A 26,682-nucleotide genomic window follows, 5' to 3' on the forward strand; every position below is an offset into this window, starting at 1 on the left:
CGTCGCCACGTTGAAGTCCTGGCGGCTCCTGCGGAAGCTGCGATGCAGCACGCCCCGCATAACCAACCTGGTCAAAGCCGTCCTCGCACTTCACCTGAGGCCCGCAGCCTGAGGTTGGAAAAGGCTCTGTGGCTTCATCGTCCCGCTACTCCGTCCGGAGGAGATTCGGCTACTTTCTGAACCTGGCGGGCTGCGATTTCTCTATAGACGGTGTCAGCACGAGTCGCACCAGGAACCCTTGGTCGCGCGCCTTACCCATGAACCGCGTCCCATCCACCCGTCGCGCTGAGGCGAACATCGCGCTTCCCTCAACGATCTGGCTCGCGCCTTCCACAGCCGAGCCCACCCCCACCCCCACGTCACCCATCGCGGCGTCCGGCGCCGACGACGCTGTTGTGCCCGGTTGGGCGCTGCGTCGTATCAAGGCCGAGTTCACCCGCCGCCCCGGCCACAACACGCCCGCTCCGCTCATCCACATCCCGATTCCAGACACGGGCGAGGGCACGGACTCCCAGGCCCACGCACTCTACGCGTCCCTCGACACCAGCCCGCCCCCGGTGTCTGGGCCGTCGGTGCTGCTGGCCGAACTGCACCCCGACGCGACGCGCGCACTGCACCTGATCGGCGACGCGACCAGGCGAACGGATGACGGCCCGGCGCGCTTCTTCCACCGCGCCTACCGCCGGCTGCACCGCGACAGCTTCCTGCTGGTCGCCTGTCGCCAGGCCCATGGGGAGGACGGCGAGCTCCTCGACCCGTGCGGCCGGCTCATCGCGCTCGCGCGCTCGGCCGGGTTCGTCTACCGCCAGCACATCCTTCTCGTTCACGCGACGGCCAGCGGCGGCCGCCTCCACCCCACCGCCGACGCCCCGGCGGAACCCTCGGGCCCGTGGCGCCACCGGCCGGTTCACAGCGACTTGCTGCTCTTCACTCCCGCCTGACCGCCCTCCCAACCCCTCGCCCCCAGCCCTTCGCCTACTTCCGCTACCGCTGACTTGGAGGTCTCGTGCCGTACTCGGTGTGGAACACCGCCCCCACCACCGCCCGCCTGCAACGCCTGGGCCGTTACCTGCCCGGCAGCGCCGCCCACCCCGCCAAGATGCTCCCGGGCATCGCCGCCCACGCCATCCGCCGCTACACCCAGCCCGGCGACCTCGTCCTGGACCCCATGTGCGGCATCGGCACCACCCTCGTCGAAGCCCTCTACCTCGGCCGCAACGCCCTCGGCGTCGAGTACGAGCCCCGCTGGGCGGAGTTGGCCCACGCCAACGCCCAGCACGCCATCGCCCACACTCGACGCGGCCTTGCCGAGGTCGTCCGTGGCGACGCCCGTCAGCTCGCCGACCTCATCGACCCCGGCTACCTGGGGCAGGCCGCCCTCGTGATCACCTCACCCCCGTACGGCTCGTCCGCTCATGGCCGGGTCCGCGCTACCACCGAGACCGGCGCCCCCGGTGTCACGAAGTGGAACTGGCGCTACGGCCGTGACCCCAGGAACCTTGCCTACGCCACCACCGACCACCTCCTCGCCGGCCTCGCGCGGATCCTCGCCCACAGCGCCCGTGTCCTGCGCCCTGGCGGCATCGTCGTCATCACCGCTCGCCCCTGGCGCGAACGCGGCGAACTCGTCGACCTGCCCACCGCCGTCATCGCCGCCGGACGCCACGCCGGCCTGCTCCCGGTCGAACGCTGTGCCGCGCTTCTGGCCGGCATCCGCGACGACCGGCTCGTCCTCCGCCCCTCCTTCTTCCAGTTGAAGAACACCCGCGACGCCCGCCGCCAGGGCCTGCCGCTCCACCTCATCGCCCACGAAGACGTCCTGATCTTCCGCAAGCCCGGTACTGAGGTCGGGACGCCTGCCAGTTCCTGCCGTCGGCCGAGGCGGTCGGGTCCGTGCCTGACGCGGGTGCGTGGGTGTGTTCGTCAGCAGGGTGGGGGAGTGGGGCGGTGACGGCGCGGTCGTGGCGCGGGCGAGCGCAACAACCGGTGGGCCAGGGCGGGGGGTTGGTCCGTCCCCCGTTGACGCAGCCGGGACCAGAAGCACACGAGAAGGCGGACGATGGGGTGGAGGCTGAGAACGTTGCGGCCCGCCCGCCGCGGCGCGAGAGGTCGACGGCTGTAGCTGGCCTCGCGTGTTCTTCCGATCCGGTGTCGTCACCGGTGTTGTTCACGGCCGACCAAGCGGCTGCTCGTCTGCGGATTCCTCCTTCCTGGCTGCGGAAGAAAGCAGCTCAGGGGGAAATTCCCCACACGCGGATCGGGCGGCATGTGCGGTTTTCGCCCGATGATCTCACTGAGCTGATCCGTCACGGATCTCGCCGTCCCAGCGATTCCGGAAAGAATTCGGCATCGCACGACCCGGACGGGGGATTCCGCTCCGGATAGCACCCGAGCGTCCATTGCTCCCATAACGCCGTCCATTTCCCGGCGGCGTCACTGATCACCACGAAAGAGAGCGCGAAAGCGTGAAAGGGAGAGATGCGCGAATGGCCTGGGTAGAACGGCATGGCCGTAGTTGGCGGGTACGTTACTGGCGCAGCCCCGGAGTGACCGGAAGCGTGCCCGGGTTCCCGACCCGCGAAGCGGCCCGCGCCTACGCCGAACAGATGGACACACCCCCCACGCCCCTGACCCCCTCGGCAGCGCCACCGCCGCCGCCCCAAACGGCGGCTGCGGCGATGGTACTGGTCGGGCCGGGTCTGTCGCCTGCACCGCCCGTTCTTCCCAGCCCGGACGCGCGGGCGCTGGCGGCGCAGACGTCCCGGCCGTCGCCGACGGCCGCCACCGCGCCCGCTGCCGAGGTGGGTGTGACGGTGGCCCAGTGGGCGGAAACGTGGTGGCAGACGATCGATGTCGGCGCCAACACCGAGGCGTTCTACCGCACCCTGCTCACCCGCCACATCCTGCCGCAGTGGGGCGCTACACCGCTGACCGCGCTGACCCCGGCGGGAATCGAGATCTGGCTGAAGAAACTCCGCGACAGCTACGCCCAGACCACCGTCAAAAGCATCCGGAAACTGCTGGGCATGATCCTGGCCGACGCCGTCGACAACCGTCTGATCGACCGCACCCCGGTACGGTCCGAACACCGCGGCAGAGGACGCCTCCAGCCGCATCGCGAACGGCCCTGGATCGACGAACATCAACTCCTGACCATCGCCCGTCGTATCCTGCGCGTCTCCTGCCGCAACCACTGCCTGCTGGTCATCACTGCGGCTTACACCGGCATGCGCTGGGGAGAACTCGCCGGCCTGCAACGCGACAACGTCGACCTCGAACGCGGCCTGGTCCACATCACCCACAACGGAGCCCTCCACGAAGTGAACGGAGCCCTGTCGCTGGGGCACCCCAAAACCCGCGCCAGCGTCCGCACCGTGACCCTTCCCCCCTTCCTCACCGCCCTGCTCACCGCAGACCTCAGCGCGCACCGCCGGGACTTCGTCTTCACCACCCTGCGCGGGGCACTGCTGCGCCGGTCAGGATTCCAGCGTCGGGTATGGGCACCCGCCACTCGGGGCGGGACGATCGATGGCAGGTACTGGACACCGGTGGATGAGCGGCTGACGTTCCACGGGCTGCGCCACTCGCACAAGACCTGGCTGATCGAGGACGGCAACCCCGACGTGGCACAGGCCCGCCGGCTCGGTCACACGCTGCAGAACCGGATGGACGAGACCTACAGCCACGTCGCCGCCAGCATCGACACCCGGCTCCTGGCCGGACTGGAAAACCGCTGGCAGCGATCCCTGACCGCCGCCAACGACACCAACCCCGCCGACCCCCTCGCCCTCACCACCTAACCCCCACACCCCCCACACCCCCCACGCCACAAGCGGCCCGGCGCGCACCCCGCGCCGGGTCGCTGCCATGTCCCCGACGGCCCCCGACGGCCCACGTCAGGTGCCATCACCGGGCCACTTGCCGGCGAAAGACCACGTCCCGACCGTGTGAATACGGCGGACAACGGTTGACAACCACCCCCAGCGTCCACGAACCGGCGCCCACAACCATCAGATGGGGTGACACACCTGACCACCCCGGTTGACGTCCTGGGAGCGTGGGAGCACGGTGGGAGCGCGAGGGCTCCCAGCTTTCGCTCCCATGGGAGCGAACGGGCACGCGAAAGGCCGCCCCCGCCAACGGCGGAAACGGCCTGTGACCTGCGAAGACGCTGGTCGGGACGGCGGGATTTGAACCCACGACCCCCTGACCCCCAGTCAGGTGCGCTACCAAGCTGCGCCACGTCCCGGCGCCGGTGACTCGGTGCTTTCGCCCTGATCACCGCGCACCAGAACCATACCTCATACGGAGACCCGCTCGCTCAGCCCTCCGCGCCCTCCGCCTCCCGCCCGAGGCCGCGGCTGTGGCCGTGCTCGTGGTCAGGGTCGAGAGAGCGCGGGGGAAGGTGCTCGCCGACCAGGGTGCGGTGCCACCAGGCGCCCGTGGCGCGGCGTTCACGCCAGGTGGTGAAGCGGTAACGGTAGACGCGGGCGCGCACCTGGGCGGGTGGCGCGTCGGGGAAGGGGTTGACGCGCAGGAGACGCAGCGTGGGCCCGTCGGCTCGGAGCAGCCGCAGTGCCAGCTGCCGCATCCACGGCTGCGGGGCCTGCGGCGCCAGGCCGGCGAACCACATCTGCCAGTCGAGGCGGAGGTGGAACGGCGCGAACTGGCGCGGTCGCCTGCGTGGGTCGCCGGGCTTTCCGTGGAACTCGTACGCCTCCCACCGGCTCTCCGGGCCCGGCTCCCGGTCCGCGGTGCCCTCCAGCACGACCTCGTGCCGGACCCGGGTGACCGTGCCGAAGGCGCCGTAGGTGCCGACCAGGTGGAAGGGGTTGTAGGAGCGGTTCATCTGCTGGGCGCGGGAGAGCATGTTCCGCACCGGCCAGTAGCTGAGCACGGCGACGAGGACGGCGGCGGCCAGCACCAGCGCCGTGAACCACGCGGGGGCGTCCGGCTGGTCGCGCGGCGGGTCGGGCAGCAGCGGCAGGTGGCGGGCGGCGAGAGCCCCGTCGACCGCCGCGACGGCCAGCAGGATCGTCAGCCAGTTCAGCCACGAGAAGTTCCCCGAGGCCACCAGCCACAGCTGCGTGACGATCACCACTGCCGCCCCCCAGCTCGCCACCGGCTGCGGCGCGAGCAGGGCGAACGGCGCGAGCGACTGGGCGACGTGGCTGGCCACCACCTCCACCCGGTGCAGCGGACGCGGCAGGTGGTGGAAGTACCAGCTCAGCGGGCCTGGCATGGGCTGGGTCTCGTGGTGGTAGTACAGGCAGGTCAGCTTCCGCCAGCAGCTGTCGCAGCGCCACTTGATCAGCCCGGCCCCGAGCTCGACGCGGAAGACCAGCCACACCGCCAGGTAGAGGCCGACGGTTGGTGGCGCGATGTCGTCGTTGCCGAGGAACATCGCCAGGAAGCCGGCCTCCAGCAGCAGCGACTCCCAGCCGTACCCGTACCAGCCCTGTCCGACGTTCACGATCGACAGGTACAGCAGCCACAGCACCAGCCAGGGCAGCGGCGAGGCCCACAGGGGGAGGGCGTCGACCAGACCGGCCGCCACCGCCGCCGCGAGCGCCGCACCGAACCAGGCGACGGCGGTCAGCAGCCGGTCCGAGTAGCGCAGCTGGAAGAGGCTCGGTGCCCGCCGGAACGGGACGCGGCGCAGGAACGCCCGCGCCGGGGTGAGGCCGTGCTCGCCGGCCAGCACACGGAACTCGCGCGCCGCCGCCCAGAACGCCAGGACGTAGACGACGGCCAGGCCGCGTTGCAGGACGAGCCGGCTCAGCCAGGCGTCGGGATGCGCGATCCAGTCCACGGGTCCATCCGTACCACCCGGAGGCGTTGACCGTGGAAGCCACGGCGGCATAGCTTCTGCGCGGCGAACATCTACACAGAACCACACAGTGCCGCACAGGACACGTGACACGCAAAGGGGCGTCCTCCATGCCACTGACCGACATATCGCTGGACGAGCTGCGGAGCTACCGCCCCGACATCCCCGAGCCCGAGGACTTCGACGACTTCTGGGCCAAGACCCTCGACGCGGCGCGCGCCGCCGCCCCGGGACCCGCCAGCTACGAGCCGGTCGCCGACTCCCCGCTCACCACGGTCGACGTCTTCGACGTCCGCTTCCCGGGCTGGGGCGGCCAGCCCGTCGCCGCGTGGCTGCTGCTGCCGCGCGGCGCGACGGGCCCACTGCCCGCCGTCGTCACCTACATCGGCTACAGCGGCGGCCGCGGCCTCTACCACGAGCACCTGCTGTGGAGCGCGGCCGGCTACGCGCATCTCGTGGTGGACAGCCGGGGCCAGGGACACGACACCCCCGACCCCGACCCGGTGCCCAGCCCGCACTACGTCGGCGGCTTCATGACCCGGGGTGTCACCGACCCGGAGCACTACTACTACCGGCGGCTGATGACCGACTGCGTGCGCGCCGTGGAGGTGCTGCGCGAGCACCCGGCCGTGGACCCCGCCCGGGTCGTGGTCTCCGGCGGCAGCCAGGGCGGCGGCCTGGCGCTGGCCACCGCGGGACTGGCCGGTGACGCGGTGGCCGCGGCCCTCGTCGACGTGCCGTTCCTGTGCCACTACCGGCGGGCCAGCGAGATCGCCTCCGACGGCCCCTACCCCGAGCTCGCCTGGTACCTCGGGGTGCACCAGCGCGTCGACCCCGCCACCGTCTTCGCCACGCTCGACTACTTCGACGGCGTCCACTTCGCTCCCCGGGCCACCGCCCCCGCGCTCTTCAGCGTGGCGCTGATGGACCCCGTCTGCCCGCCGTCCACGGTGTTCGCGGCGTACAACCGCTACGCCGCGCCGAAGGACATCACCGTGTGGCACTACGGCGACCACGGCGGTGGCAGGGGCTCGCAGCCACGGGAGCAGCTGCGCTGGCTCGCCGAGCGCGGGCTGTAGACGCCAGCCCCGACGCGCCGACGCCCCGACGCGCCGACTCCCTGACGGCCGGACACCCCGGCCGTCAGGGGGTCACGACGCCACGGGCGAGGCCGAGGTCGACGAGGTCCTGCGGGCGCAGCCGCAGCTGGTCCGCCGTCTCGCGCAGTTGCTCGGGCCCGCGTCGGAGCAGGGCGAGGGCCCGCTCGGGGGCCACCACCGAGTAGTAGCTGTCGGGCGTCACCCAGGTGCGCCCGGCGGCGGTGAGCGCCACCGCGCCGCCCGACCCGCCCTCCCCGACGAGCAGGGTCGTCACGGGAACGCGCGCGGCGGCGACGGCGCTGATGGTCTCGGCGATCGCCACGCCGACGCCCTCCCGTTCGGCCGCCGCGTCCGCCGCGGCCCCCGGCGTGTCCACGAGCGTCAGCACCGGTACCGACAGCCGGTCGGCGAGCCGCAGCAGCCGCGTCGCCGCACGGAACCCGGCCGGCTGGGTGGGGGTGCCCCGCTGCGCCACGTAGGCGATGGTCCGACCGGCGCGCTGCCCGAAGCCGCACAGCAGCCCCGGATCGGTGCTGGCCAGGGGCTCGCGCAGGGTGAAGTACGCGTCGAGGTACGCCTCGGCGCGCGGCCGTCGTGCCGTCCGGGCCCGGCGCACCGCGTCCCAACCCGTCGCGGGCAGGCCCGGCGCGGTGCCGAGCGCGCGCGGCGGCGGGGCGGGCTCCAGGGCCGGCGTGGTCAGCAGCGCGAGCCACCGGGCCACGGCCTGCCGCAGCTGGTCGCGGGGCACGATGCGGTCCACCAGGCCGGCGGCGAGCTTCGCCTCCGCCGTGTACGCGGCCGGGTCCGCGTCCGGCGGCCTGACCCGCGCGCCCGCGAAACCGACCTGTGCGCCCGGCAACGCCAGCCGCACGTCCGCGCCCGCGCCGAGCGTCGCCCAGCCGCCGCCGGTCACCGGGCCGGCCAGCACCGCCAGGTGCGCGAGGCCGGCCGTTCGCAGCCGCACCTGCTGGCGGGCGATGCGCTGGAGCTGCGTCAACGCGTACATGCCCTCCTGGAGTCGCGAGCCGCCGCTGGCGATCACCGACACCACCGGCAGGGACAGGTCCCGCGCGGTCGTGAACGCGGTCGCGATGCGGTCGCCGGTGGCCTCACCGATGGACCCGCCCAGGAAGCCGAACTCGAAGACGACGAGCACCGCCTCGGTGCCGCCGACGTCGGCGACGCCGCACACCACCGCCTCCGACTCGCCCGACTGCTCCCGGGCGCGGGCGCGGGCCGCGTCGTAGCCGCGCCAGCCGATCGGTCCGTCCGGCGCCGTGTGGTCGGCGGGCGGGCGGTGCGGCAGCTCGGTGAAGCCCTCGGCGAGAAGCGCGATCAGGTCACGGGCCGTGCCGGCCGCGGGCACGGCGGGCCCCGACGGTTCGGCGGGTGTGGAGGGGCCGGGCGGCGAAGCCGTCACCGCAGCTCCCGCTTGAGGATCTTCCCCAGGTCGTTGCGGGGCAGCGCCGGGCGGAAGCGGACCTCGCGGGGACGCTTGTGCGCGGCGAGCAGCCGCGTGACGTGCGCGACGAGCTCCTCGGCGGCCGGTGGGGCGGACGCCTCGCGCGGCACGACCCACGCGATCACGCGTTCGCCGAGGTCCGGGTCGGGCTCGGCGGTCACCGCCGCCTCCGCGACCGCGGGATGCGCCAGGAGGGCGTTCTCGATCTCGCCCGCGCCGATCTTGTACCCGCCGCTCTTGATGAGGTCGGTCGACCGGCGACCCACGATGCGGTACCGGCCGTCGCCGTCGCGGGTGGCCATGTCGCCGGTGCGGAACCAGCCGCCCGCCGCGGGCTCCCCGTCGAACGCCTCGGCCGTGGCGTCGGGGCGGCCGAGGTACTCGGTGAAGAGGTTCGGGCCGCGCACCTGGATCTCGCCGATGGTCTCCCCGTCGTCGGTGGTGAGCTCGGCGCCCGCCTCGTCGACCAACCGCAGCTCGACGCCCGGCAGCGGCACACCGACCGTGCCGGGGCGTGCGCCGACGTCGTCCGCCCGGACGGCGGTGTTCATCAGCGTCTCCGTCATGCCGTACCGCTCGATGACCTGCCGACCCGTGGCCGCCGTCAGCCGTTCGTGGTCGGGAAGCGGCAGCGGCGCCGAACCGGATACCAGCAGCCGGGCACCGGCCAACGCCGCGGCGACGGCGGCGTCCGTCGAGGCGGCGCCGGCGAGGCGGTGGTACATGGTGGGCACGCCGAACAGCACGGTGCCGTCCTCGCCGAGCGCCTTCGCCACGGCTTCGGGCGAGAACCTGCCCAGGTGCCGGGCGGTGCCGCCACGCCGCAGCGGGCCCAGCACACCGAGGACCAGGCCGTGGACGTGGAAGAGGGGCAGCGCGTGGACGACCACGTCCTCGGCGGTCCACTGCCAGGCGTCGGCGAGCGCGTCGAGCGTGGCGGCGACGGCGCGGCGGGAGATCACCACGCCCTTGGGCGGACCGGTGGTGCCGGAGGTGTAGATGACCAACGCCGGCCGTTCCGGGTCGGGTTCCGGCCCGGCCGCGCCCGAAGCTCCGCCCGCCCCGCGCGCGGTGCTCGCGGGGCCGGGCCCGTGCGGTGGGTCGGCGTCCCCGCCGTCGCCCGCCGGGCGGGGCGCGAGCCGGGGCAGGGCCGCCAGCGCGCCGGGAAGCTCCTCGTCCGGCGCGGCCAGCACCAGGGCGGGGGAGCTGTCGGAGACGATGTGCGCCACCTCGCGCTCCCCGCTCCTGGGATTGACCGGCACCGCGGGGACGCCGGCCAGCAGCGCCCCGACCGTCGCGACGGCGGTGTCCAGACTCGGGGTGGCCCACACCGCGACCCGTTCCGACGCGGGTCGACGCCCCTCCTGGTGGTCGAGCAGCCGGTCGGCCAGAGCGCGGGCCTCCGCCGCGAGCCGTTCGTAGCCGAGGGTCTGGTCACCGAAGTGCAGCGCGGGCCTGCCGCCGCCGGGCGCGTCGCCCGCCAGCGCCGGAAACAGTGGGCTCATCTGCCTCATGCTACGGCCCTGTCGCTCCACGTCGCGTGCTGCCTCTGGCGTGCCGCTAGCCGGGCCCGGACCCGGCCACGAGCTGCGGGAACAGCCCGGTGAACGCCTCGACGGCGCCGTCGAGACTGCGGGCGTAGGGGTCGTCGAAGTACCAGATCAGGTAGAGGAGGAAGGCGATCAGGCCGCTGAACAGACCGGCGAGCACCAACTCCCGTGACGAGCGCTGGATCTGGAGGGCGAAGACCATGCCGATCACCACGGCCGCGCCGGTGACGAGCCCGATCCACACCAGCCGCGGCATCGTCGGTCCCGCGCTCTCGCCCCGGGCGATCCGCGCCTCCTCCGCGGCGGCCACCTTGTCGACCATCGCCTGGTACGACTCGACCTCCCGCACGGTCTCCGGCTCACGGCTCGTCACGGTGTCGCGCAGCTCGCCGAGCAACGCGGTGCCCCGGTCGGTGAGTTCGCCGTGGTCGACCATGTGCGTCCACTCGGCGGCGGTGGCGTGGCCGAGATAGTCGTCGATGCGGCCCTGGACGTCGTCGCGGGCCTCGGGCGGCAGGACCTCGGCGCGCTGGCTCACCTCGTAGAGCGCCAACGCCTCGCGCTGCACCCACTCCTCGGCGGCGCTGCGCTCCTCCCAGACCCCGGCGATCGCGAGGCCCACGACCATGGCGTACACCACGCCGAGCATCATCGTCATGTACTCGATGACGTCGGGCGTCTCCGAGGGGTCGTCGTCATCGCCGGCGCGGCGCTGCCGCAGCACCGCTATGAGGATCACGACGGCGCAGGTCGCGACGATGACGGCGATCAGTGCGAGCCACTGGGACACGCGGGCCTCCTACGACGAGGTGGAACGGGAGGGGTGCTGCGACCGCGAGCCGGACCGGGGGCGCAGCGCGGCGGCGGCCAGCACGGCGGGCGCGGTGATCAGCAGGGCATGGGTGACGAGCGGCGTGTCCTGGTCCGGCGGCTCGTCGTCGACGGGCGGGTCCAACGCCGCGGCCAGCGAGACGGGCGTGGTGGGCGGGGGAGTGGGACCCGGCGCCTGGGTCGGTGACGGCTCGGGAGGCGGTTCGGGGGACGGCTCCGGAGCGGCTTCCGCGGGCGGTGGCGGGGACGGCGGGGGAGGAGCGGGCGTGGCCTGCGGTGGCGGAGGCGGTGCCGGGGGCTCGGGGGGCGGTGCCGGGGCGCCGGTCGGGCCCGGAGACGGAGACGGTGACGGCGACGGCGACGCTGACGGGGTGGGCTCCGGTGGCGTCGGCGGGGGCGGGGGCGTGGGAACGGGCGGTGGTGTCGGCGTCGGCGGGCAGTCCGGCGGCGGGAAGGGCGGGAAGGGCGGGAACGGCGGCAGAGAGGGCGGAGGCGCGCTCGGCGCCTCACACGCTCCCCCCGCGCACGCGTCCTGGCGGACCGCCGCAGCTCCGTCCCCGGCAGGGCCAGCGAGGGCGGCCACCGCCAGCGCGGCGCACGCCAGGCCGGCGCGTCCCGCCTGTTGACTCCTCTTCACGGGGCGATCATGGCGCCGCCGGAGCCCTCACAGAGGGCTCGGACGGAGTAATCCCCCTGATCTGATGAATATCGCGCTTATGCGCTGACGACCAGCTCCATGTACCGGTCCCAGTCCCACAGCGGCCCGGGGTCGGTGTGGGTCGCGCCGGGCACCTCGTTGTGGCCGATGACGTGCTCCCGCGTCCTCGGAATGCCGTGGACGTCACAGATGTGGGCGGTGAGCTCGGCCGAGCGACGGTACATCACGTCGGTGAACCACGCCGCGTCCTCGACCCAGCCCTCGTGCTCGATGCCGACGCTGCGGGTGTTGTAGTCCCAGTTCCCGGCGTGCCAGCCGATGTCGGTCTCCCGCAGGCACTGCGCGACGCGGCCGTCCTCGGAGGCCACCACGTAGTGCGCGGAGACCTCGCTGTCGGGGTTCTGGAAGACCCCGATGGTGCCCTCGAACGTCGTCTGAGCCACGTGGATGACGACGAACTCCACCGGGTGTTCGGCGGGCCGCCGCGCCGCGGTGTAGTTGTGGGGATCCGACGGGGCCCACAGCGCGCCGGGGAAGTCCGTGTCCGATCCCTCGGCGGTGAGCGTGCGGCCGAGGCTCCGTTCGTCGTCGCCGCCACCGTCGTCCTCCGCGGCGGAGCCGACGGCGGTGGCGGCCGACGTCAGGAGCGCGGCGCCGCTGCGCAACACGATGCGACGGGAGGGACGGAGCAGACGGGTGGGTGGTCGCGGCATGGACCCATGCTGACGTCCCGGCGCCCCTGTGCCAAGGATCAACGGGTGTGATTCTGAGCAGATCTGACAGGAGCTCACCGCTTCGTGACCGGGAATCGACGCTTGCGCGGGCCGGCCCGTCAGTGGGCGCGGCCTCCCGGGCCTCCCCGAGGCGTCCTCGGGAGTGTCCCCCACACGGGTGAAGCCCTCACGAGGAGCCCGCCCCTCGGGGGCGGACGGAGATGGGGGACGGCCCGGGCGCTGCCGGGCAGCGGCTCCTTCTCGTGGTGGGTGTCGGAAAGCAGGGGGGAGGTGAGGGATGACAGGCGGACGCCCAGGCCGCGCCGAGGCTGCGAGGTTTTTCTTTCGATTAGTTCACCGAAATCAATGACCTGGAGGTGCGCAGCGTCGGCGTTCCTCCCGGCCGGAACGGTGGTGACGGGAGCGTGGGACGGCACGGGGCGCGCTCGGGCGGAACGGGCCCCGGGCTCCTCGACGCCGTCGCGCGACGTGCCGTCTGTTCCTGTGTTTCCGCCGAGGCCCCGAAAGGTTGCCGCCGTTTCCCGGGATCCTTGAGCCGCCGAGCCGGACGCGAGGTCGCGTGACGTTCGGCCCGACGGCCGTGGAACGCGTCGTCGGGGACGCGCCTCACCCCTTGAAGGCGCCCTCCATGATCCCGCTCACCAGGCGGCGCCCCACGAAGACGAAGAGCACGAGCAACGGCAGGGTGGCCAGGAAGGAGCCCGCCATGGCCAGTCCCAGGTCGATGTCGTAGCTGTTCTGGAGGGCCTTGATGGCGATCTGGACGGTGTAGTTCTCCGGGGACTTGAGCACGACGAACGGCCACAGGAAGTCGTTCCACATCGTGACGTACCCGAAGAGCCCGATGACGTAGGCGGCGGGACGGACGATAGGGAAGGCGATGCGCCAGAAGATCTGCCAGCTGTTCGCGCCGTCGATCCTCGCCGCGTGCATCAGCTCGTCCGTGAGGACGGAGGCCAGGTGCTGCCGCATCCAGAAGATCCCGAAGGCGCTGGCCAGGCCCGGCACGATGAGGGCCTGGAGGGTGTCCACCCAGCCCAGCTCGGCGGCGATCAGGAACTGCGGGATGATCGCCAGCTGCGTCGGCACCGTCATGGTGAGCACGACGACCACGAACAGCGCGTCGCGGCCCCGGAAGGTCAGCTTGGCGAAGGCGAAGCCCGCCAGGGAGCACAGCACCGCGTGCCCCACGCCGACGACGCCGGCCACGACCACGCTGTTGACCAGCGACCGGAAGAACGGGACGGTGGTGAAGACCAGGTCGGTCAGGTGGGCGAAGTTGCCCCCCGGCACGATCTCGGGCGGCATCTCGGTGGCGGTCGCCGTGTCGGTCGAGGCCACGACGAACATCCAGTACACGGGGAAGAGGCAGATCACCGACCCGAGCACGAGCAGGACGTAGGTCCACCAGCGCACCCGGTCGACGGGACGGTGGGCGGGTCGAGAGGGACGGGAGGGACGGGGGCGTGTCGTCGCGGTCATCATCGCTCCGAGCGGATACGGGTGGATGCCAGGAAGTTGACCAGCGCCAGGATGACGATCATGACGAACAGCGCCACGCCGATCGCCGCCGCGTAGCCGAACTCGAAGACTCCGAAGCCCTGTTCGTACAGGAAGAGGGTGAGGGTCTGGCACTCGCGGGCCGGACCACAGGTCAGGGGCGCCGCGCGGGAGACGAGCAGGGGCTCGGTGAAGATCTGTAGGCCGTAGATCGTCGACGTCACGACGGTGAAGATGATGACGGGTCGCAGGGAGGGCAGGGTGACGTGCCAGAACTGCTTGACGCCGCCGGCGCCGTCCACGGCCGCCGCCTCGTAGGTCTCGCGCGGGACCGCCTGGAGCGAGGCGAGGTAGAGCAGCGTGGTGTAGCCGAACCACCGCCAGGTGACCATCACGGCGATCATCAGGTGACTGCCGGGGACGGACTGGACGAAGTTGATCGGGCCGATGCCCACCAGTCCGAGCAGCCAGTTCAGCAGGCCGTAGTCCCGGTCGAACATCTGGGCGAAGACGATCGTGGTCGCGGCCACCGAGGTGATGTACGGCACCAGCATCGTCATGCGGAAGAACGCCGCGAAGCGCAGCCTCGCGTGGTTGAGCGCGTGCGCGAGGATCAGGGCCAGCACCAGCTGGGGGACGGTGGACAGCAGCCAGATGCTGAGGGTGTTGCCCGCGGCGTTCCAGAAGCGTCCGTCCTCCCACAGACGTGTGAAGTTGTCGAAGCCGACGTAGGTGTGGTCGCCGATGGGGTTCCAGTCGAACAGGGCCACGTAGAAGGTGAACAGCAGGGGGAAGAGGCCGAACACGGCGAAGATGAGGAAGAACGGCGCGACGTAGGCGTAGGGAGCGATCCGTTCGGCGATCCCCTGGCGTATCCGCGACACGCCCTGGCGCTTCGGTGGCTTCGATGGCGTCGGGATGCGGGAGTCCGCCGCCGGGTCAAGCCCTGTACTGGTCACGGGTCACTCCCCTATGGCGGTGTAGATGTTGTCCAGCGCCTTGTCCCACGCCTGCTCGGGATCGGCGCCGCCCTGTTCGACGTCGGTGAGCGCGTTGAGGAACTCCTGGCCGATCGGCGCGCTGTCGGGCCCGATGTGGAAGGGGGAGATCCCCAGCAGCGACTCGGTGTAGATGCGCCCGACGGGGGCGTCGGAGAAGAACGGGTCGGTGTGTGAGGCAAGCACCTCGTCGCCGTAGACCGAGGGGGTCGTCGGCAGCGCGCCGGTCTCACTGAAGTGCTGGAGCTGGCCCTCGGGGGACTGCATCTGTCGGATGTACTCCCAGGCCGCCTCGGGGTTGGCGGCGCCGGCCGGGATCGCCAGGTAGCTGCCGCCCCAGTTCCCCGCCCCGCCGGGGATCGTGGCGATGTCCCAGTTGCCGGCGGTGTCGGGCGCGTTGGTGCGGATGCTGTTGAGCATCCACGAGGGGGCGGCGACCACCGCGTAGTCGCCCCGTTTCATCGCGGCGCTCCAGCCCTCGGTGAACGTGCTCTGCCGGGCGGTGATGCCCGCGTCGACGGCCGCCAGAGCCAGGTCGAAGGCCTCGCGCACCTCCGGGTTGGAGGAGTACACGAGCTCGCCGTCGTCGTCGTAGTACTTCCGCGAGACCTGGTTCACCGCCTGGTAGAACACGCTGGTCGCGGCGTTGTCGACGAAGGGTCGCCCGGTGGAGGCCGTGTAGCGCTCGCCGGTGGCGATGAACTCCTCCCAGGTCGGCCACAGCGCGCCGACCTCCTCGCGGTCCGTCGGGAGCCCCGCCTCGGCGAAGAGGTCGGTTCGGTAGGCGATCGCCATGCCCCCGACGTCGGTCGGCACGCCGATGATCTCGCCGTCCTCGGCGACGGCCTGGCTCATCACCCAGTCCAGGTAGTCGCCGCTGATCGCGCCGGCTCCGAAGTCCCGCAGGTCGCGGAAGTTCTGCGGCTGGTCCACGAACCGGGGCATATCGTCGCCCTGGATGAGCACCAGGTCGGGAACCCGTCCCCCGGCGAGCGCGATCGTCAGCGCCTGTGCCGTCTCCACCGTGCTGCCGACCTCCGACAGCTTCACGTCAATCTCCGGGTGCTCCCGCTCGAACTCCAGAACCTGCGCTTCCTGGTTGATCCCAGTGAAGGACCAGAACTCGAACGAGCTGCCGTCCCCGCTCTCCGGGCGGGTGGCGTTCGAGCATCCGGCGACGGAAGCGGCGAGGGCGAGGGTCAGCGCGGCCGCCGCGCCGCGGAGCCCGGCGAGGGTCTTCCTCGTGATCATCGGAGCCCTGTCTTTTTCGGGAAAAGCTTCGATCGTTAATGTGCTCGGAACGGTATGATGTGCCCATGGCGAGGTCAAGATCGGGGTGACGACGACTTTCGCTCCACGAAACGTTCTTCCTCACGGGTCCCGCTGCGTGTCGAGACGTCAACACCGCCGTACCAGGGGAGACGGGGCCGCCGATGAGCCCCCTCACCGGCGGGGAACGTCGTCCCCGAGGTCCGGAGCGAGGAGGGGATCAGGACTCTCGACGGGCGGTCGCGGCACGCGCCGCCCACCGCAGGGCCGCCCCGCGGCCCCGGACGGGCACCGTCCACAGCGGGTGGCCCCGTAGACCCCACCGGCGCAGCAGGGCGTTGGCGGCCAGGAAGCCGCTGGTGGCCGCCCGCTCCATCAACGCCACCGGCAGGCCGGTGCGGACCGCGTCGCCCGCCACGACCAGCGAGGGCGTGGGCGTGTCGACCGTCGGCCGGTCGGCGTACCCCCCGACCGGGAAGAGCGGACAGTCCTCCCGCCACTCGTGCCGCTCGTCGACGACGCGCGCCCGCGCCGTCTCGGGGTAGACGCGGCGCAGCTCGTCCAGCACCTCCCGCCGCGTGCGCGCCGGGTCGGCGTCGGCGGGCAGGGCGTAGGCGTGCAGTTCCACCACCGAGCCGCCGGTGCGGGCGGCCCAGCGAGCCGCCTCGCCCTCCCAGCCACTGAGCACGCTGACGTTGTCCAGGGCCCCGTGACCGCTCGTGCCGAGGAAGCCGGGCCGGTCCGCCCGCACGGGAGCGTCCAGCCACAGGCGGGAGACGAGGAAGGGCGGGGCGGTGCGCAGCCGCGCCACGCTCTCACGCCACGCCCCGTCGCCGAGCGAGCCGCAGCGGGCCACGAGCGCCCGCAGGCCGGCCGGGTCCAGGGCGAGCACCACCGCGTCGTACCGCTCCTCGCCGCCCGTCGAGGCCACGGTGAAGTCGCCCGAGGGCAGCACCGCGACCGCCTCCACCGGGTCCCCGGTGCGCAGCCGCGTGCCGAGCCGGCGCAGGCGTCCGGCGAGCGGGTCCCACAGGGCCCGCGGGAACGGCTCACGGGGCACGTCGAACAGCAGGCCCTCGGCCGAGCCGAGGAAGTAGACGTGGAACATCAGCGCCATCTCGGCGGCCGACAGCCGCCGGGGATCGGCGAAGAAGCTGCGGGAGAACACCTCGAACGCCAGGTGTCGGGCCGCCGTGGGGAAGCGGATCGACTCAAGGAGGTCGTGCGCGCTGACGTGGTCGAGCCGCTCGTACACCTCCGGCACCCGCACGTCGAGCAGCGGCAGCGCCGCCCGCGCGTTCATCCGCCCCAGGTCACGCAGCGAGAACGACGGGCTCAGCGCCACGAACCCGACCGCGCTCCACGGCGGCGTGCGCGGCACCCGCCGGAAGCTGTCCCGCCGGCCGCCGCCGTGCCGCAGCGGGTAGTCGGGCAGGCCCGTCAGGCGGGCCAGTGCCGGGTCGGTGCGGCGCAGGAGTGCGCGCAGGTTGTAGTACTGGCGGAAGAACGCGTGGAAGCCGCGGCTCATCGTCACCGTGGTGCCGTCGGCCAGCCGTGTGGGCCACCCGGCCAGCCGCCCGCCGAGGTGGGCCTCGCGTTCGTACAGCGTGACCTGGACGCCCCGCTCGGCCAGCGCGGTGGCGGCGGTCAGCCCGGCGATACCGCCGCCGACGACGGCCACGGTCGGCGCGTCGGGCCCCTCGGCCCGTTCGGCGCCGGGCGTGGCCGGCAGCAGTCGGGCCCGCCGGTCCCGGCCGGGCCGGGCCCCGAGGGCGGCGGCGCTCGCGCCGGGGGCGGGCGGACGGCGCGGGCCGGTCATCGCCCGCCCCCGTCCGGGCCCGCGGGCGGCCGACGCGGCACGAACGGCAGCGCCAGCGCGGAGCCGAGCATCGCGCCGACGGGCACCCGCAGGCCGACGGACAGGTCCTCCGGCAGGCTGGCGCGGCCGTCGAGGAAGCGCAGCAGGCGGGGCGCGGGAACGCGGGCGAACAGGCGGGTGAAGAACGCCGGGCCGTCCACCCGGCCGCGGTCGAGGGCGTGCAGCAGCACGGCGTCCATCAGCCGGGCGCGGGCGGGATGGCCGCGCGGCGGCAGCGGGCGGCGCCCGGCGTGGAGCGCGGCGGCCACGGCGCGGGTCTGCCGCTGCATGGCGCTGAAGGCGTACCCCGTCGCGGGACGGGTGGCCCCGGCCGCGGCCCCGATCCGGAAGACGGACGCGCCGGTCCGCCGGGGGAAGTCCGCGTCCGTCATCGGGATGACGCCCTGTTCGCACGCGGTGATCCCGTGCTCGCCGGCCGCCAGGATCCGGGTGGTGTAGTGCCGCAGCGCGCGGTCGTAGGCGTCCCGGCCGAGCACGTGGCGGGAGAACTCGGTGTACTCCACGAGCGCCTCGTGCGCGCTGGTCGGCAGCACGTAGCCGAACGACAGCCCGTGCGCCGGCTGGGGCGTGCGGAAGTCCATCAGCTCCACGGTGTCGGGGTCGAACACCGGCCGGCGGGTGCGGACGAACCAGCCACGGAAGTGCTGGAGCAGCGTCGTGCGGGCCGGCGGCAGCCGCTCGGGCGGCCGGGAGTCGAAGACCCAGCGGGCGCGCACGGTCACCGGGCCGCCGTCGGCCAGGCGGCCGTGCACCAGGGCGCCGACCGGCACCGACTCGACCCGCTCGACGACGGCCTCGACGCGCCGCACCCACGGACTCCCGGCGAGCACCGGGCCGGCGAGCGCCTCGAAGGCGTCGGAGCGCAGCATCTTGTAGCGCAGCGGCGCGATGGCGGCGTCCACCGCCCGGCCGTCGCCGGACCGCACCCGCAGCCGCTGCCAGGAGGCCGTCAGCGCCGCGTCGTAGGGCCCCGCACCCGCCTCCCAGTAACACCACGTCCGGCGTGCGGCGCGGGACGGGCCGGGCGGTGCCGCCAGCAGCAGCGCCGTCACCCGGCGCGCGCCCGCCGGCGGCCGGGCCAGCCGCAGGCACAGCGACAGGCCGGCGGCCCCCGCGCCCACCACGGCGACGTCCGACTCCAGTTCCACGACGGGCGGCTCCCTCCGGACTGCTGTCGCGGCCAGTCTCCCGGCCGGCCGGCCGCGGCGGCGCGGCCCCCGGCGCGTGTCGCGCGGACGGGTGCCGACACAGCGGGCACGTCCACCGAACGGTGCATCCGGTGGGGCGTCCCGCGCGGAATGCGTTCTGAGGGGGCGTCGAACACCGAGTGTGTCTCTGAGGAACCGACCGACGAACCGCGACCCGCGATCCGCGGAGGACCGCCCCGCGGAGGACGTACGAAGCACGGGCCCGCCCGGCTTCCCCCACTGCCGAGAGGATCCGTGATGCGTTCCCCCCAGACGATTCCCCGCCTCACCGCGGAGCAGCCGCACCGTCCGCCCGCCGGGCCCGTGCCGCCGGCCCGGCCGGACCACGACGCGAACGACGCCCGCCTCGTGGACGACGACGTGTCGGGCGCCGTCGACCGGGAGATCGGGACCGTGCTCGCCGAACGCCTCGCGGCCTGCCGGGAACTCGACGCGGTGTTCGCCCGCGACATCGCCGAGCGGGTGGACCGCTTCACCCGGCGCGGTGGGCGGCGCATCCGGCCCCGGCTCGTGTGGTGGTCCCTGCGGGCCTGTGGCGGGGCGGACACGACCCAGGTCCGCGCGGGCCTGCGGGTGGCGGCCGCGCTCGAACTGATCCAGACCTGTGCCCTGGTCCACGACGACCTGATGGACCAGGCGCCCACCCGCCGCGGCCGCCCCGCGCTGCACGCCGCCGTGGCCCGGCAGTACGACGCCGCCGCGCCCGCGCACGCGACGCCCGGGGCACCCGTCACCGCCGGGTCCGGGACCGGGTCGGACCGGCCCGCGGCACCGCCCCCCGCCGCACGCCGGCTCGGCGCGTCGGCCGCCGTGCTCGCCGGCGACCTCGCCCTGGCCTGGGCCGACGACGTCCTGACCGACCTCGCGCTGGACGCGGGCCTCCCGCCCGGGACCACACGCCGGCTGGCCGAGGTGTGGCGAGCCCTGCGCACCGAGATGGTGGCGGGCCAGTACCTCGACGTTCGGGAACAGGCCGTCGCCGCCCCCACCCCGGCCCGCGCGCTCCGCGCCGCCTGCCTCAAGAGCGCCCTGTACACCGTGGAGCGGCCGCTCCTGCTCGGCGCGGTCCTCGCCGGCGCGGACGCGGCCACCACCCGCGCGCTGCGCCGCGCCGGACGCTGCGCGGGGCTCGCCTTCCAGCTCCGGGACGACCTCGACGACGTCTTCGCCGACCCCCGCGTCACCGGCAAGCCCTCCGGCGGAGACGTCCGCGAGGGCAAACCCACCTACCTGATGGCCACCGCCCGCGCCCTCGCCTCGGCCGCCGGCGACACGGCGGCGCTCGGCGTGCTGGACCGCGCGAACGGCCGCGCGGACCTCCCCGACGGCGCCCTGGACGAGGTGCGGGACGTCCTCGTCGCCACCGGGGCCCGCGCGCTGGTGGAGAAGAAGATCGTCCGGCTCGCCGGCCGCTGCCGGCACCGCCTTCACGAGGCGGCGCTGGAGCCGCGCGCCCGGGCCCGCCTCGGCAGCCTGCTGGCCGAGGCCACCGGCACGCCCGACCGGGCGCCCGAACCCGGCGTCGGGCCCCGCGCCGCCGCCCCGACCCTCGCGGGAACGGAGGCGCGTCGGTGACCCGAACGATCCCGGGCCCCACCGACCACGTGGTGGTCGTGGGCGCGGGCCTGGCGGGCCTGGCCGCCGCCCTGCACCTGCTCGGCGCGGGCCGCCGGGTCACCGTCGTCGAGCGCGACGCCCGGCCCGGCGGGCGCGCCGGACGCCTCACGCGCGGCGGCTACCTGATCGACACCGGGCCCACCGTCCTCACCATGCCGGAGATCGCCGACGAGGCGTTCGCCGCGGTCGGCGAGGCGCTGCGCGACCGCGTCGACCTCGTCGCGCTGCGCCCCGCGTACCGGGCCCGCTTCGCCGACGGCGACGCCCTCGACGTGCACACCGACGCGGAGGCGATGGAGGCGGAGATCGAACGGTTCTCCGGCCCCGCCGACGCGGCCGGGTACCGCGGCCTGCGCCGCTGGCTGCGGCGGCTGTACCGGGTCGAGGCGGGCCGCTTCCTCGACGCCGACTTCGACTCGCCGTTCTCCCTGCTCACCCCGGACCTGGCGCGCCTCGCGGCCCTCGGCGGCCTCGGCCGCTGGGAGGCACGCGTCGCCCGGCACCTGCGTGACGAGCGCCTGCGCCGCGTCTTCTCCTTCCAGGCCCTGTACGCCGGCGTGTCGCCCGAACGGGCCCTCGCCGCCTACGCGGTGATCGCGTACATGGACACCGTCGCCGGCGTGTACTTCCCCCGCGGCGGCATGCACGCCCTGCCGCGGGCCATGGCCGACGCCGCCGAGCGCGCCGGGGCGACGTTCCACTACGGGCAGCGGGTCACCCGCCTCGAACGCCTCGGCGAGCGCGTCACCGCCGTGGTCACCGAGGCGGAGCGGATCCCCTGCGACGCCGTCGTCCTCACCCCCGACCTTCCGGTGACCTACCGCCTGCTCGGCCGCGCACCGCGCCGCCCGCTGCGGCTCCGACACGCCCCGTCCGCCGTCGTCCTGCACGCCGGCTGCGACCGCACCTGGCCCGAGCTGGCGCACCACACCCTCTCCTTCGGGCGGGCCTGGCGGCGCACCTTCCGCGAACTGACCCGCACCGGCGAGCTGATGAGCGACCCCTCCCTGCTGGTCACCCGCCCCACCGCCACCGACCCCACGCTCGCCCCGCCGGGCCGACACCTGCACTACGTCCTCGCGCCCTGCCCCAACACCGACATCGGACCCGACGCCGCCGACTGGCACGGCCTCGCCCCCCGCTACCGCGACAGCCTGCTGCGCGAACTCGACCGCCGGGGCCTCACGGGCATCGCCGCGGCCATCGAGGAGGAGTGCCTGGTGACCCCCGCCGACTGGACCGCGCAAGGACACGCCGCGGGCACCCCGTTCTCGGCCGCGCACACCTTCGCCCAGACCGGCCCGTTCCGCCCCCGCAACCTCGTGCGCGGCACCGTCAACGCCGTCCTCGCCGGCTGCGGCACCACTCCCGGCGTCGGCGTGCCCCCCGTGCTGCTGTCGGGACGGCTCGCCGCCGCCCGCGTCACCGGCCGGCCGCGCCCGCGCGCCACAGTGGGCACGCCCGCACGCCCCATGGCGCAGGGGGCACGGCCGTGACCTCCCGCGAACTGGACGCCGCCGGCATCACCGACCCCCGCCTGCGCGCCGCCTACACTTACTGCCGCGCGCTGAACGCCCGACACGGCCGCACCTACTTCCTCGCCACCCGCCTGCTGCCCGCCGACCGGCGCCCCGCCGTGCACGCCCTCTACGGCTTCGCCCGCTGGGCCGACGACATCGTCGACGCGCCGGGCGTCGCGCAGGGCGGCGCCCCGGGAGCGGGCGTCCCGGCGCGGCGGGCCGCCGCCCTGGACCGGCTCGACGCCGACCTCGCCCGGGGCCTGGCCGGCGGAGCCGACGTCGCGCCGGTCGTCGTCGCCCTCGCGCACACCAGCCGCCGCTACGCCATCGACCACCGCCACTTCGCCGACTTCCTGGCCTCCATGCGCAGCGACCTGACGGTCACCGCGTACCCCCGCTACGCGGACCTGCGCGCCTACATGCACGGCTCCGCCGCGGTGATCGGCCTCCAGACGCTCCCCGTCCTCGGGACCGTGGTGCCCCGCGCGGAGGCGGCCCCCTACGCGGCCGAGCTGGGGATCGCCTTCCAACTCACCAACTTCCTGCGGGACGTGGGGGAGGACCTCGACCGCGGCCGCGTCTACGTCCCCCGCGACCTCCTCGACGCCCACGGCGTCGACCGCGCGCTGCTGCGCCACTGCCGGCGCACCGGCCGCAGCGACCGCCGGGTGACCGCCGCACTGCGCGCGTTCGAGGCCCTCACGCGCGCCGCCTACCGGCGTGCGGCGCCCGGCGTTCCGATGCTCGACCCGCTGGCCCGGCCGTGTGTCCGCACGGCGTTCGTGCTGTACGGCGGCATCCTCGACGCCGTCGCCGCCGGCGGCTGGTCCCTGCGCCGCCGCGCCGTCGTGCCCCGCCGGCGCCGCGCGCTCCTCGCCGCCGACGGCCTGCTGCGGGTGGCCGCGGCCCGCCTCGCCGGCCATCTCGCCCCCCGTCGCGCGACCGCCGCCGCGCCGGCCGCGCCACCGCCCCCGCCCCTCCGGTCGAAGGAGGCCGCGTGACAGCCGCTCTCCCGCCCCATCCTCCGCCCCGTCCCCCGCAGGACCCTCCGCCCCGACGCGGGCGGCTCCCGCTGCGCCTGCGCCGCGCTCCCGCCGCCTGGGAACGTCAGCGGCCCACCTGGCGCGAGGCCCGGCCGGCGCTCATCGCCGAGGCCCTCAAACGGGCACAGGCCCGTCCCAGCGGCAACTGGTTCGTTCTCGGCGCGTCGCGTGACCTGCGCGCCGACCGGCCCCTGGCCCGGACCGTCGCGCACCGGGAGATCGTGGCGTGGCGGGACGCGACGGGCCGCGTCGTCGCCGGGCCCGGCGCCTGCCCCCACCTGGGCGCCCCCCTGCGCGACAGCCCGGTCCGCTGCGGCACCCTGGTGTGCCACTGGCACGGACTCGCCCTGGACGGCGCTCCCTTCGCCGGCTGGGAGCCGCTGCCCGCCCACGACGACGGCGTGCTGCTGTGGGTGCGGCTGGACGAGGCCGGTGGCGAGGAGCCCACCGACCGGCCGGCGGTGCCGGCCCGACCGGCGCGGGGCGAGGCGCTGTCGGCCGTGTACACCGGGGTCGGCGTGTGCGAGCCGGAGGACGTGGTCGCCAACCGCCTGGATCCCTGGCACGGGGCCTGGTTCCACCCCTACGCCTTCGTCGACCTCACGGTCGTGGCCGTGCCAGGACCGCACGCCGCGCGGGACGCCCTCGCGGTCGACGTCTCCTTCAGGATCGGCGGCCGCCTGGTCGTCCCCGTGCGCGCGGAGTTCACCGCCCCCGGGCCGCGCACCGTCGTCATGCGGATCACCGACGGCGAGGGGGAGGGCTCCGTGGTGGAGACCCACGCGACACCGCTCGGGCGCGACGCCCTGGGCAGGCCACGCACCGCCGTGGTGGAGGCCGTCGTCGCCACCTCACGCCGCCCCGGCTTCGCCGCGGCCCGCCGGGCCGCTGCGCTGCTGCGCCCCGTGATCCGGTACGCCGCCGGCCGCCTGTGGCGCGACGACCTGGCGTACGCCGAACGGCGATGGGCTCTGCGCTCCACCGGGCGCCTCCCGGGGTGACGGGAGGCGAGGCGGCGCAGGGCCCTCGCACGTGCGCGTGCGTGCGGCGTGCGGCGTGCGTCACGTCGCTGCACATGAAGTAGACCCGATCCCCGTGGGAGGCCTTCCCGATCGTGTAGACGACGTGGTGCCGGCTGCGGCCGGGCGTTCGTCTTCACCTGCTCCGCGCTGGCGGGCGGCGTCCGGCCGTTGGCGTCGAAGACGTCCTGCCGGTAGAAGGGGATGACGCCGCCGAGGACGGGTTGGGGCATCGGCAGGCCGCGCAGCGCGCCGCCGAAGACGGACGGCCGCCAGGCGTCGCCGGGGAGGGCGGCGAGGTTCGGGTAGTCGAGCGCCCTGTCGCCCGACGGGTACGGGCCGAGGTCGGCGAAGCGGCGGGAGACGGCCTGGGGTATCTGGCCCTGGAGGTTCCAGGAGGGGATGGGAGACCAGGTCGGGGATGTCACTGCCGGCGAGGAACGCGCCGCGCCCCTCGCCGTAGATGGTGCCGTCCTGGATCTGCCAGTTCATGCGGACGCCGATGGCCTCGTCCATCGCGGTCCAGAAGGGGTTGCCGGGCCGCGGGGCGGTGCCCCACAGCGGCGTCATGGCGCTGAACTCCCCGCCCTCGCCCCGAGGCTCGGGCACGGACACGCCCAGCTCCTCGTTCGGGATCCACCGGGTGTAGCCGGGGCTGGAGCCGTGCTCGGCGGCGATGTCGGGGCGACGGCGATGTCCGAGGGACGGTGGGTGGGCAGGAGGGAGCGGAGCTCGTCCTCGGAGACGCGCCCCTCCTGTCCGCCGCCTCCCTCGCCGCCGCACGCCGACAGCACGGAGGTGCCGCCGCCGACCGCGGCGGCCGTGGTCGCGGTCGCGGTCGACGTCATGAGTCGTCTCCGGCCCGCCCCGGGGCGTGGGTCGGGCCGGGGATCAGCTATCCCTCCGTGCTGCCATGCTGCCGTGCTGCGCACTGGCGCTCAGCGGTCGTTCGGCTCGTAGTCGAGCCAGTCCGCGTGGATGGTGTGGGTGGCGGCGTAGAGGCCGATGACGCGGCCGGTGAAGCCGCCGGCTACCTCGGTGGACAGGTACCGGCCGTCGAGCGCGGCGAGGTCGTCGAGTGTGCCGTCGGCGTGTTCGATGCCGAGGATGACGGTGTCGGGGCCCGAGCGTGGGCCGTCGGGGGAGGAGGCGGACGTCGTCTCGATCCTGAGGACGAGGGGCCCCGGCGTCGCCTGACGGGTGGCGACCACCGTGCGGAGGCTGCCGACGCGGGCGATGACGCGGACCTCGCCGGAGGCCGCGAGCTCGACGGCGTAGTGGTGCCGCTCGTCGAGGCGGACGGCCAGGCCGCCGCTTCCCCGGTCCGGGTCGACCAGGGCGCGGACCCGGCAGGAGTGGTGCTGCTGGCGGCGGCCGAGGAAGGTGACGTCCGGGTCGTCGAGGGAGGGGTCGCCGGCCTCGAGGGTGAGCCAGCCGGGGCGCTTGGTGGTGGTGAGGCGCTGGGCGGGGTGGTGGCCCGGTGAGATCCAGTACGGGGCCAGGACGTCGGCGTCGAAGTCGTCACGGACCGGCGCCGTGGGGGCCGGCGTCAGCGGCCAGGGGGGCGCGGGCGGGGTGAGGGAGAGCTCGCCGACGACGGGCCAGCCGTCGACCCAGGTCACGGGGGCCAGGAACGTCTCGCGCCCGAGGACGTGCCAGCCGGGTGTGCCGCCGCCCGGGCGGACACCGAGGAGCACCATCCACCATGAGCCGTCCGGGCCCTGGACGAGGTCGGCGTGGCCGGTGTTCTGGATCGGGTGGTCGGTGCCGCGGTGGGTCAGGATCGGGTTGGCGGGGCACGGCTCGAACGGCCCGCCGGGGGTGGGGCCGCGCGCGATCGAGACGGCGTGGCCGCGTTCGGTACCGCCCTCGGCGATCATCAGGTACCAGTGGTCCCCGATCCGGTACAGGTGCGGTGCCTCCGGCGCCTTCGCGTCGGGGGTGCCGGACCAGATCCGGCGGGGTGCGCCCAGCGTCCGCCCGGTGTGCGGGTCGATACGGACCTGGTGGACGCCGGCGCAGGTGCACCAGCAGGCGCCGTCCTCGTCCCAGGCGAGGTCGGGGTCGATGCCCTCCACCTCCGACAGCCGGATCGGGTCCGACCACGGGCCGGCCGGGTCGGTGGCGGTGAACAGCAGGTTCCCCCCGCCACTGACGTTCGTGGTGATCAGCCAGAACCGGCCGTCGTGGTGACGCAACGTCGGCGCGTACACGCCGCCCGAGGAGGGGGTTCCGGGCGGCAGGTGCAGCTGCTCCGGCCGGTCCAGGGCGTTGCCGATCTGCCGCCAGTGCACCAGGTCCCTGCTGTGGAAGACCGGCACGCCGGGGAAGTACTCGAAGCTGGAACAGGCCAGGTAGTAGTCCGCGCCGACCCGGCACACGCTCGGATCGGGATGGAAACCGGGAAGAACGGGGTTCGTGAACGACGAACCCGTCACGGGCGTGCTCGACACGCTCGCCACAT

At 74.1% G+C, this 26,682-nt stretch carries 21 protein-coding genes, 1 tRNA gene and 1 pseudogene; 10 read left to right on the top strand and 13 right to left on the bottom strand.

The genetic code is table 11. The features are described 5' to 3' along the window. The 5 genes and pseudogenes from ACTWP5_RS17040 to ACTWP5_RS17060 all read left to right on the top strand — a co-directional run. Positions 1-112: pseudogene (locus ACTWP5_RS17040) on the top strand (IS5/IS1182 family transposase); the annotation flags it as partial. Between the two features lie 283 nt (positions 113-395). After that, entirely contained in the window at positions 396-941 is a 546-nt protein-coding gene (locus ACTWP5_RS17045) for a hypothetical protein (RefSeq protein WP_443221824.1), read from the top strand. A gap of 65 nt (positions 942-1,006) precedes the next feature. Next, complete coding sequence (locus tag ACTWP5_RS17050) at positions 1,007-1,951, top strand: TRM11 family SAM-dependent methyltransferase (RefSeq protein WP_443221825.1); 945 nt, start codon at positions 1,007-1,009, stop codon at positions 1,949-1,951. A 209-nt stretch (positions 1,952-2,160) separates the two neighbouring features. Continuing rightward, positions 2,161-2,385: a helix-turn-helix domain-containing protein gene (locus ACTWP5_RS17055; protein WP_443221930.1), complete on the top strand. Its 225-nt coding sequence runs from the start codon at positions 2,161-2,163 to the stop codon at positions 2,383-2,385. A 293-nt stretch (positions 2,386-2,678) separates the two neighbouring features. Beyond that, positions 2,679-3,800: a tyrosine-type recombinase/integrase gene (locus ACTWP5_RS17060; RefSeq protein WP_443221826.1), complete on the top strand. Its 1,122-nt coding sequence runs from the start codon at positions 2,679-2,681 to the stop codon at positions 3,798-3,800. A 372-nt stretch (positions 3,801-4,172) separates the two neighbouring features. Here the strand turns inward: ACTWP5_RS17060 and ACTWP5_RS17065 are convergent. Both ACTWP5_RS17065 and ACTWP5_RS17070 read right to left on the bottom strand, forming a co-directional pair. Next, positions 4,173-4,249, bottom strand: a tRNA-Pro gene (locus ACTWP5_RS17065). 72 nt (positions 4,250-4,321) lie between these two features. Next, the gene (locus tag ACTWP5_RS17070; RefSeq protein WP_443221827.1) at positions 4,322-5,812 is read right to left on the bottom strand and encodes a lipase maturation factor family protein; all 1,491 of its coding nucleotides are present in this window, start codon (positions 5,810-5,812) and stop codon (positions 4,322-4,324) included. Between the two features lie 128 nt (positions 5,813-5,940). Here ACTWP5_RS17070 and ACTWP5_RS17075 point away from each other — a divergent pair, with 128 nt between their 5' ends. Beyond that, positions 5,941-6,909 (top strand): acetylxylan esterase, encoded by a 969-nt coding sequence (locus tag ACTWP5_RS17075; protein WP_443221828.1) that lies wholly within the window; start codon positions 5,941-5,943, stop codon positions 6,907-6,909. Between the two features lie 64 nt (positions 6,910-6,973). Here the strand turns inward: ACTWP5_RS17075 and ACTWP5_RS17080 are convergent, their stop codons facing one another. The 10 genes from ACTWP5_RS17080 to ACTWP5_RS17125 form a co-directional block, all read right to left on the bottom strand. After that, positions 6,974-8,296 carry a carboxyl transferase domain-containing protein gene (locus tag ACTWP5_RS17080; RefSeq protein ID WP_443221931.1) on the bottom strand — a complete coding sequence of 441 codons (1,323 nt, stop codon included), beginning with the start codon at positions 8,294-8,296 and terminating at the stop codon, positions 6,974-6,976. A 50-nt stretch (positions 8,297-8,346) separates the two neighbouring features. Next, the gene (locus tag ACTWP5_RS17085) at positions 8,347-9,897 is read right to left on the bottom strand and encodes an AMP-binding protein (RefSeq protein ID WP_443221829.1); all 1,551 of its coding nucleotides are present in this window, start codon (positions 9,895-9,897) and stop codon (positions 8,347-8,349) included. Positions 9,898-9,952: 55 nt separating this feature from the next. Further along, a complete protein-coding gene (locus tag ACTWP5_RS17090; RefSeq protein WP_443221830.1) occupies positions 9,953-10,732 on the bottom strand; it encodes a bestrophin-like domain in 780 nt (259 codons plus the stop codon). 9 nt (positions 10,733-10,741) lie between these two features. Then, complete coding sequence (locus ACTWP5_RS17095; protein WP_443221831.1) at positions 10,742-10,897, bottom strand: hypothetical protein; 156 nt, start codon at positions 10,895-10,897, stop codon at positions 10,742-10,744. A 590-nt stretch (positions 10,898-11,487) separates the two neighbouring features. After that, entirely contained in the window at positions 11,488-12,144 is a 657-nt protein-coding gene (locus tag ACTWP5_RS17100; protein ID WP_443221832.1) for an N-acetylmuramoyl-L-alanine amidase, read from the bottom strand. Between the two features lie 627 nt (positions 12,145-12,771). Continuing rightward, positions 12,772-13,581 (bottom strand): carbohydrate ABC transporter permease, encoded by an 810-nt coding sequence (locus tag ACTWP5_RS17105; RefSeq protein ID WP_443221833.1) that lies wholly within the window; start codon positions 13,579-13,581, stop codon positions 12,772-12,774. Between the two features lie 65 nt (positions 13,582-13,646). Further along, entirely contained in the window at positions 13,647-14,624 is a 978-nt protein-coding gene (locus ACTWP5_RS17110) for a carbohydrate ABC transporter permease (RefSeq protein WP_443221834.1), read from the bottom strand. A gap of 3 nt (positions 14,625-14,627) precedes the next feature. Beyond that, positions 14,628-15,914: an extracellular solute-binding protein gene (locus tag ACTWP5_RS17115; protein ID WP_443221835.1), complete on the bottom strand. Its 1,287-nt coding sequence runs from the start codon at positions 15,912-15,914 to the stop codon at positions 14,628-14,630. Positions 15,915-16,152: 238 nt separating this feature from the next. After that, on the bottom strand, positions 16,153-17,751 hold the full coding sequence (locus ACTWP5_RS17120) for an FAD-dependent oxidoreductase (RefSeq protein ID WP_443221836.1): 1,599 nt from the start codon (positions 17,749-17,751) through the stop codon (positions 16,153-16,155). Next, positions 17,748-18,959 (bottom strand): lycopene cyclase family protein, encoded by a 1,212-nt coding sequence (locus ACTWP5_RS17125; protein ID WP_443221837.1) that lies wholly within the window; start codon positions 18,957-18,959, stop codon positions 17,748-17,750. The genes ACTWP5_RS17120 and ACTWP5_RS17125 overlap by 4 nt, the downstream gene beginning before the upstream one ends. A 297-nt stretch (positions 18,960-19,256) precedes the next feature. Between ACTWP5_RS17125 and ACTWP5_RS17130 the strand changes: the two genes are divergently transcribed. From ACTWP5_RS17130 to ACTWP5_RS17145, 4 genes are read left to right on the top strand one after another with little or no spacing between them, the layout of a single operon-like run. Further along, entirely contained in the window at positions 19,257-20,594 is a 1,338-nt protein-coding gene (locus tag ACTWP5_RS17130) for a polyprenyl synthetase family protein (RefSeq protein ID WP_443221838.1), read from the top strand. Further along, positions 20,591-22,132: a phytoene desaturase family protein gene (gene crtI, locus ACTWP5_RS17135; RefSeq protein ID WP_443221839.1), complete on the top strand. Its 1,542-nt coding sequence runs from the start codon at positions 20,591-20,593 to the stop codon at positions 22,130-22,132. The genes ACTWP5_RS17130 and crtI overlap by 4 nt, the downstream gene beginning before the upstream one ends. Further along, entirely contained in the window at positions 22,129-23,157 is a 1,029-nt protein-coding gene (locus ACTWP5_RS17140; RefSeq protein WP_443221840.1) for a phytoene/squalene synthase family protein, read from the top strand. Before crtI ends, ACTWP5_RS17140 begins: the two co-directional genes overlap by 4 nt. Then, the gene (locus tag ACTWP5_RS17145; RefSeq protein ID WP_443221841.1) at positions 23,154-24,200 is read left to right on the top strand and encodes a DUF5914 domain-containing protein; all 1,047 of its coding nucleotides are present in this window, start codon (positions 23,154-23,156) and stop codon (positions 24,198-24,200) included. The genes ACTWP5_RS17140 and ACTWP5_RS17145 overlap by 4 nt, the downstream gene beginning before the upstream one ends. A gap of 956 nt (positions 24,201-25,156) precedes the next feature. Here ACTWP5_RS17145 and ACTWP5_RS17150 read toward each other — a convergent pair. Continuing rightward, positions 25,157-26,671, bottom strand: a complete 1,515-nt coding sequence (locus ACTWP5_RS17150; RefSeq protein WP_443221842.1) for a glycoside hydrolase family 43 protein — start codon at positions 26,669-26,671, stop codon at positions 25,157-25,159. Positions 26,672-26,682 lie beyond the last annotated feature (11 nt).

Origin of the sequence: Streptomyces sp. 4N509B, from assembly GCF_052245655.1 — a bacterium.
In the GTDB taxonomy this organism is placed as follows: Bacteria; Actinomycetota; Actinomycetes; order Streptomycetales; family Streptomycetaceae; genus Streptomyces.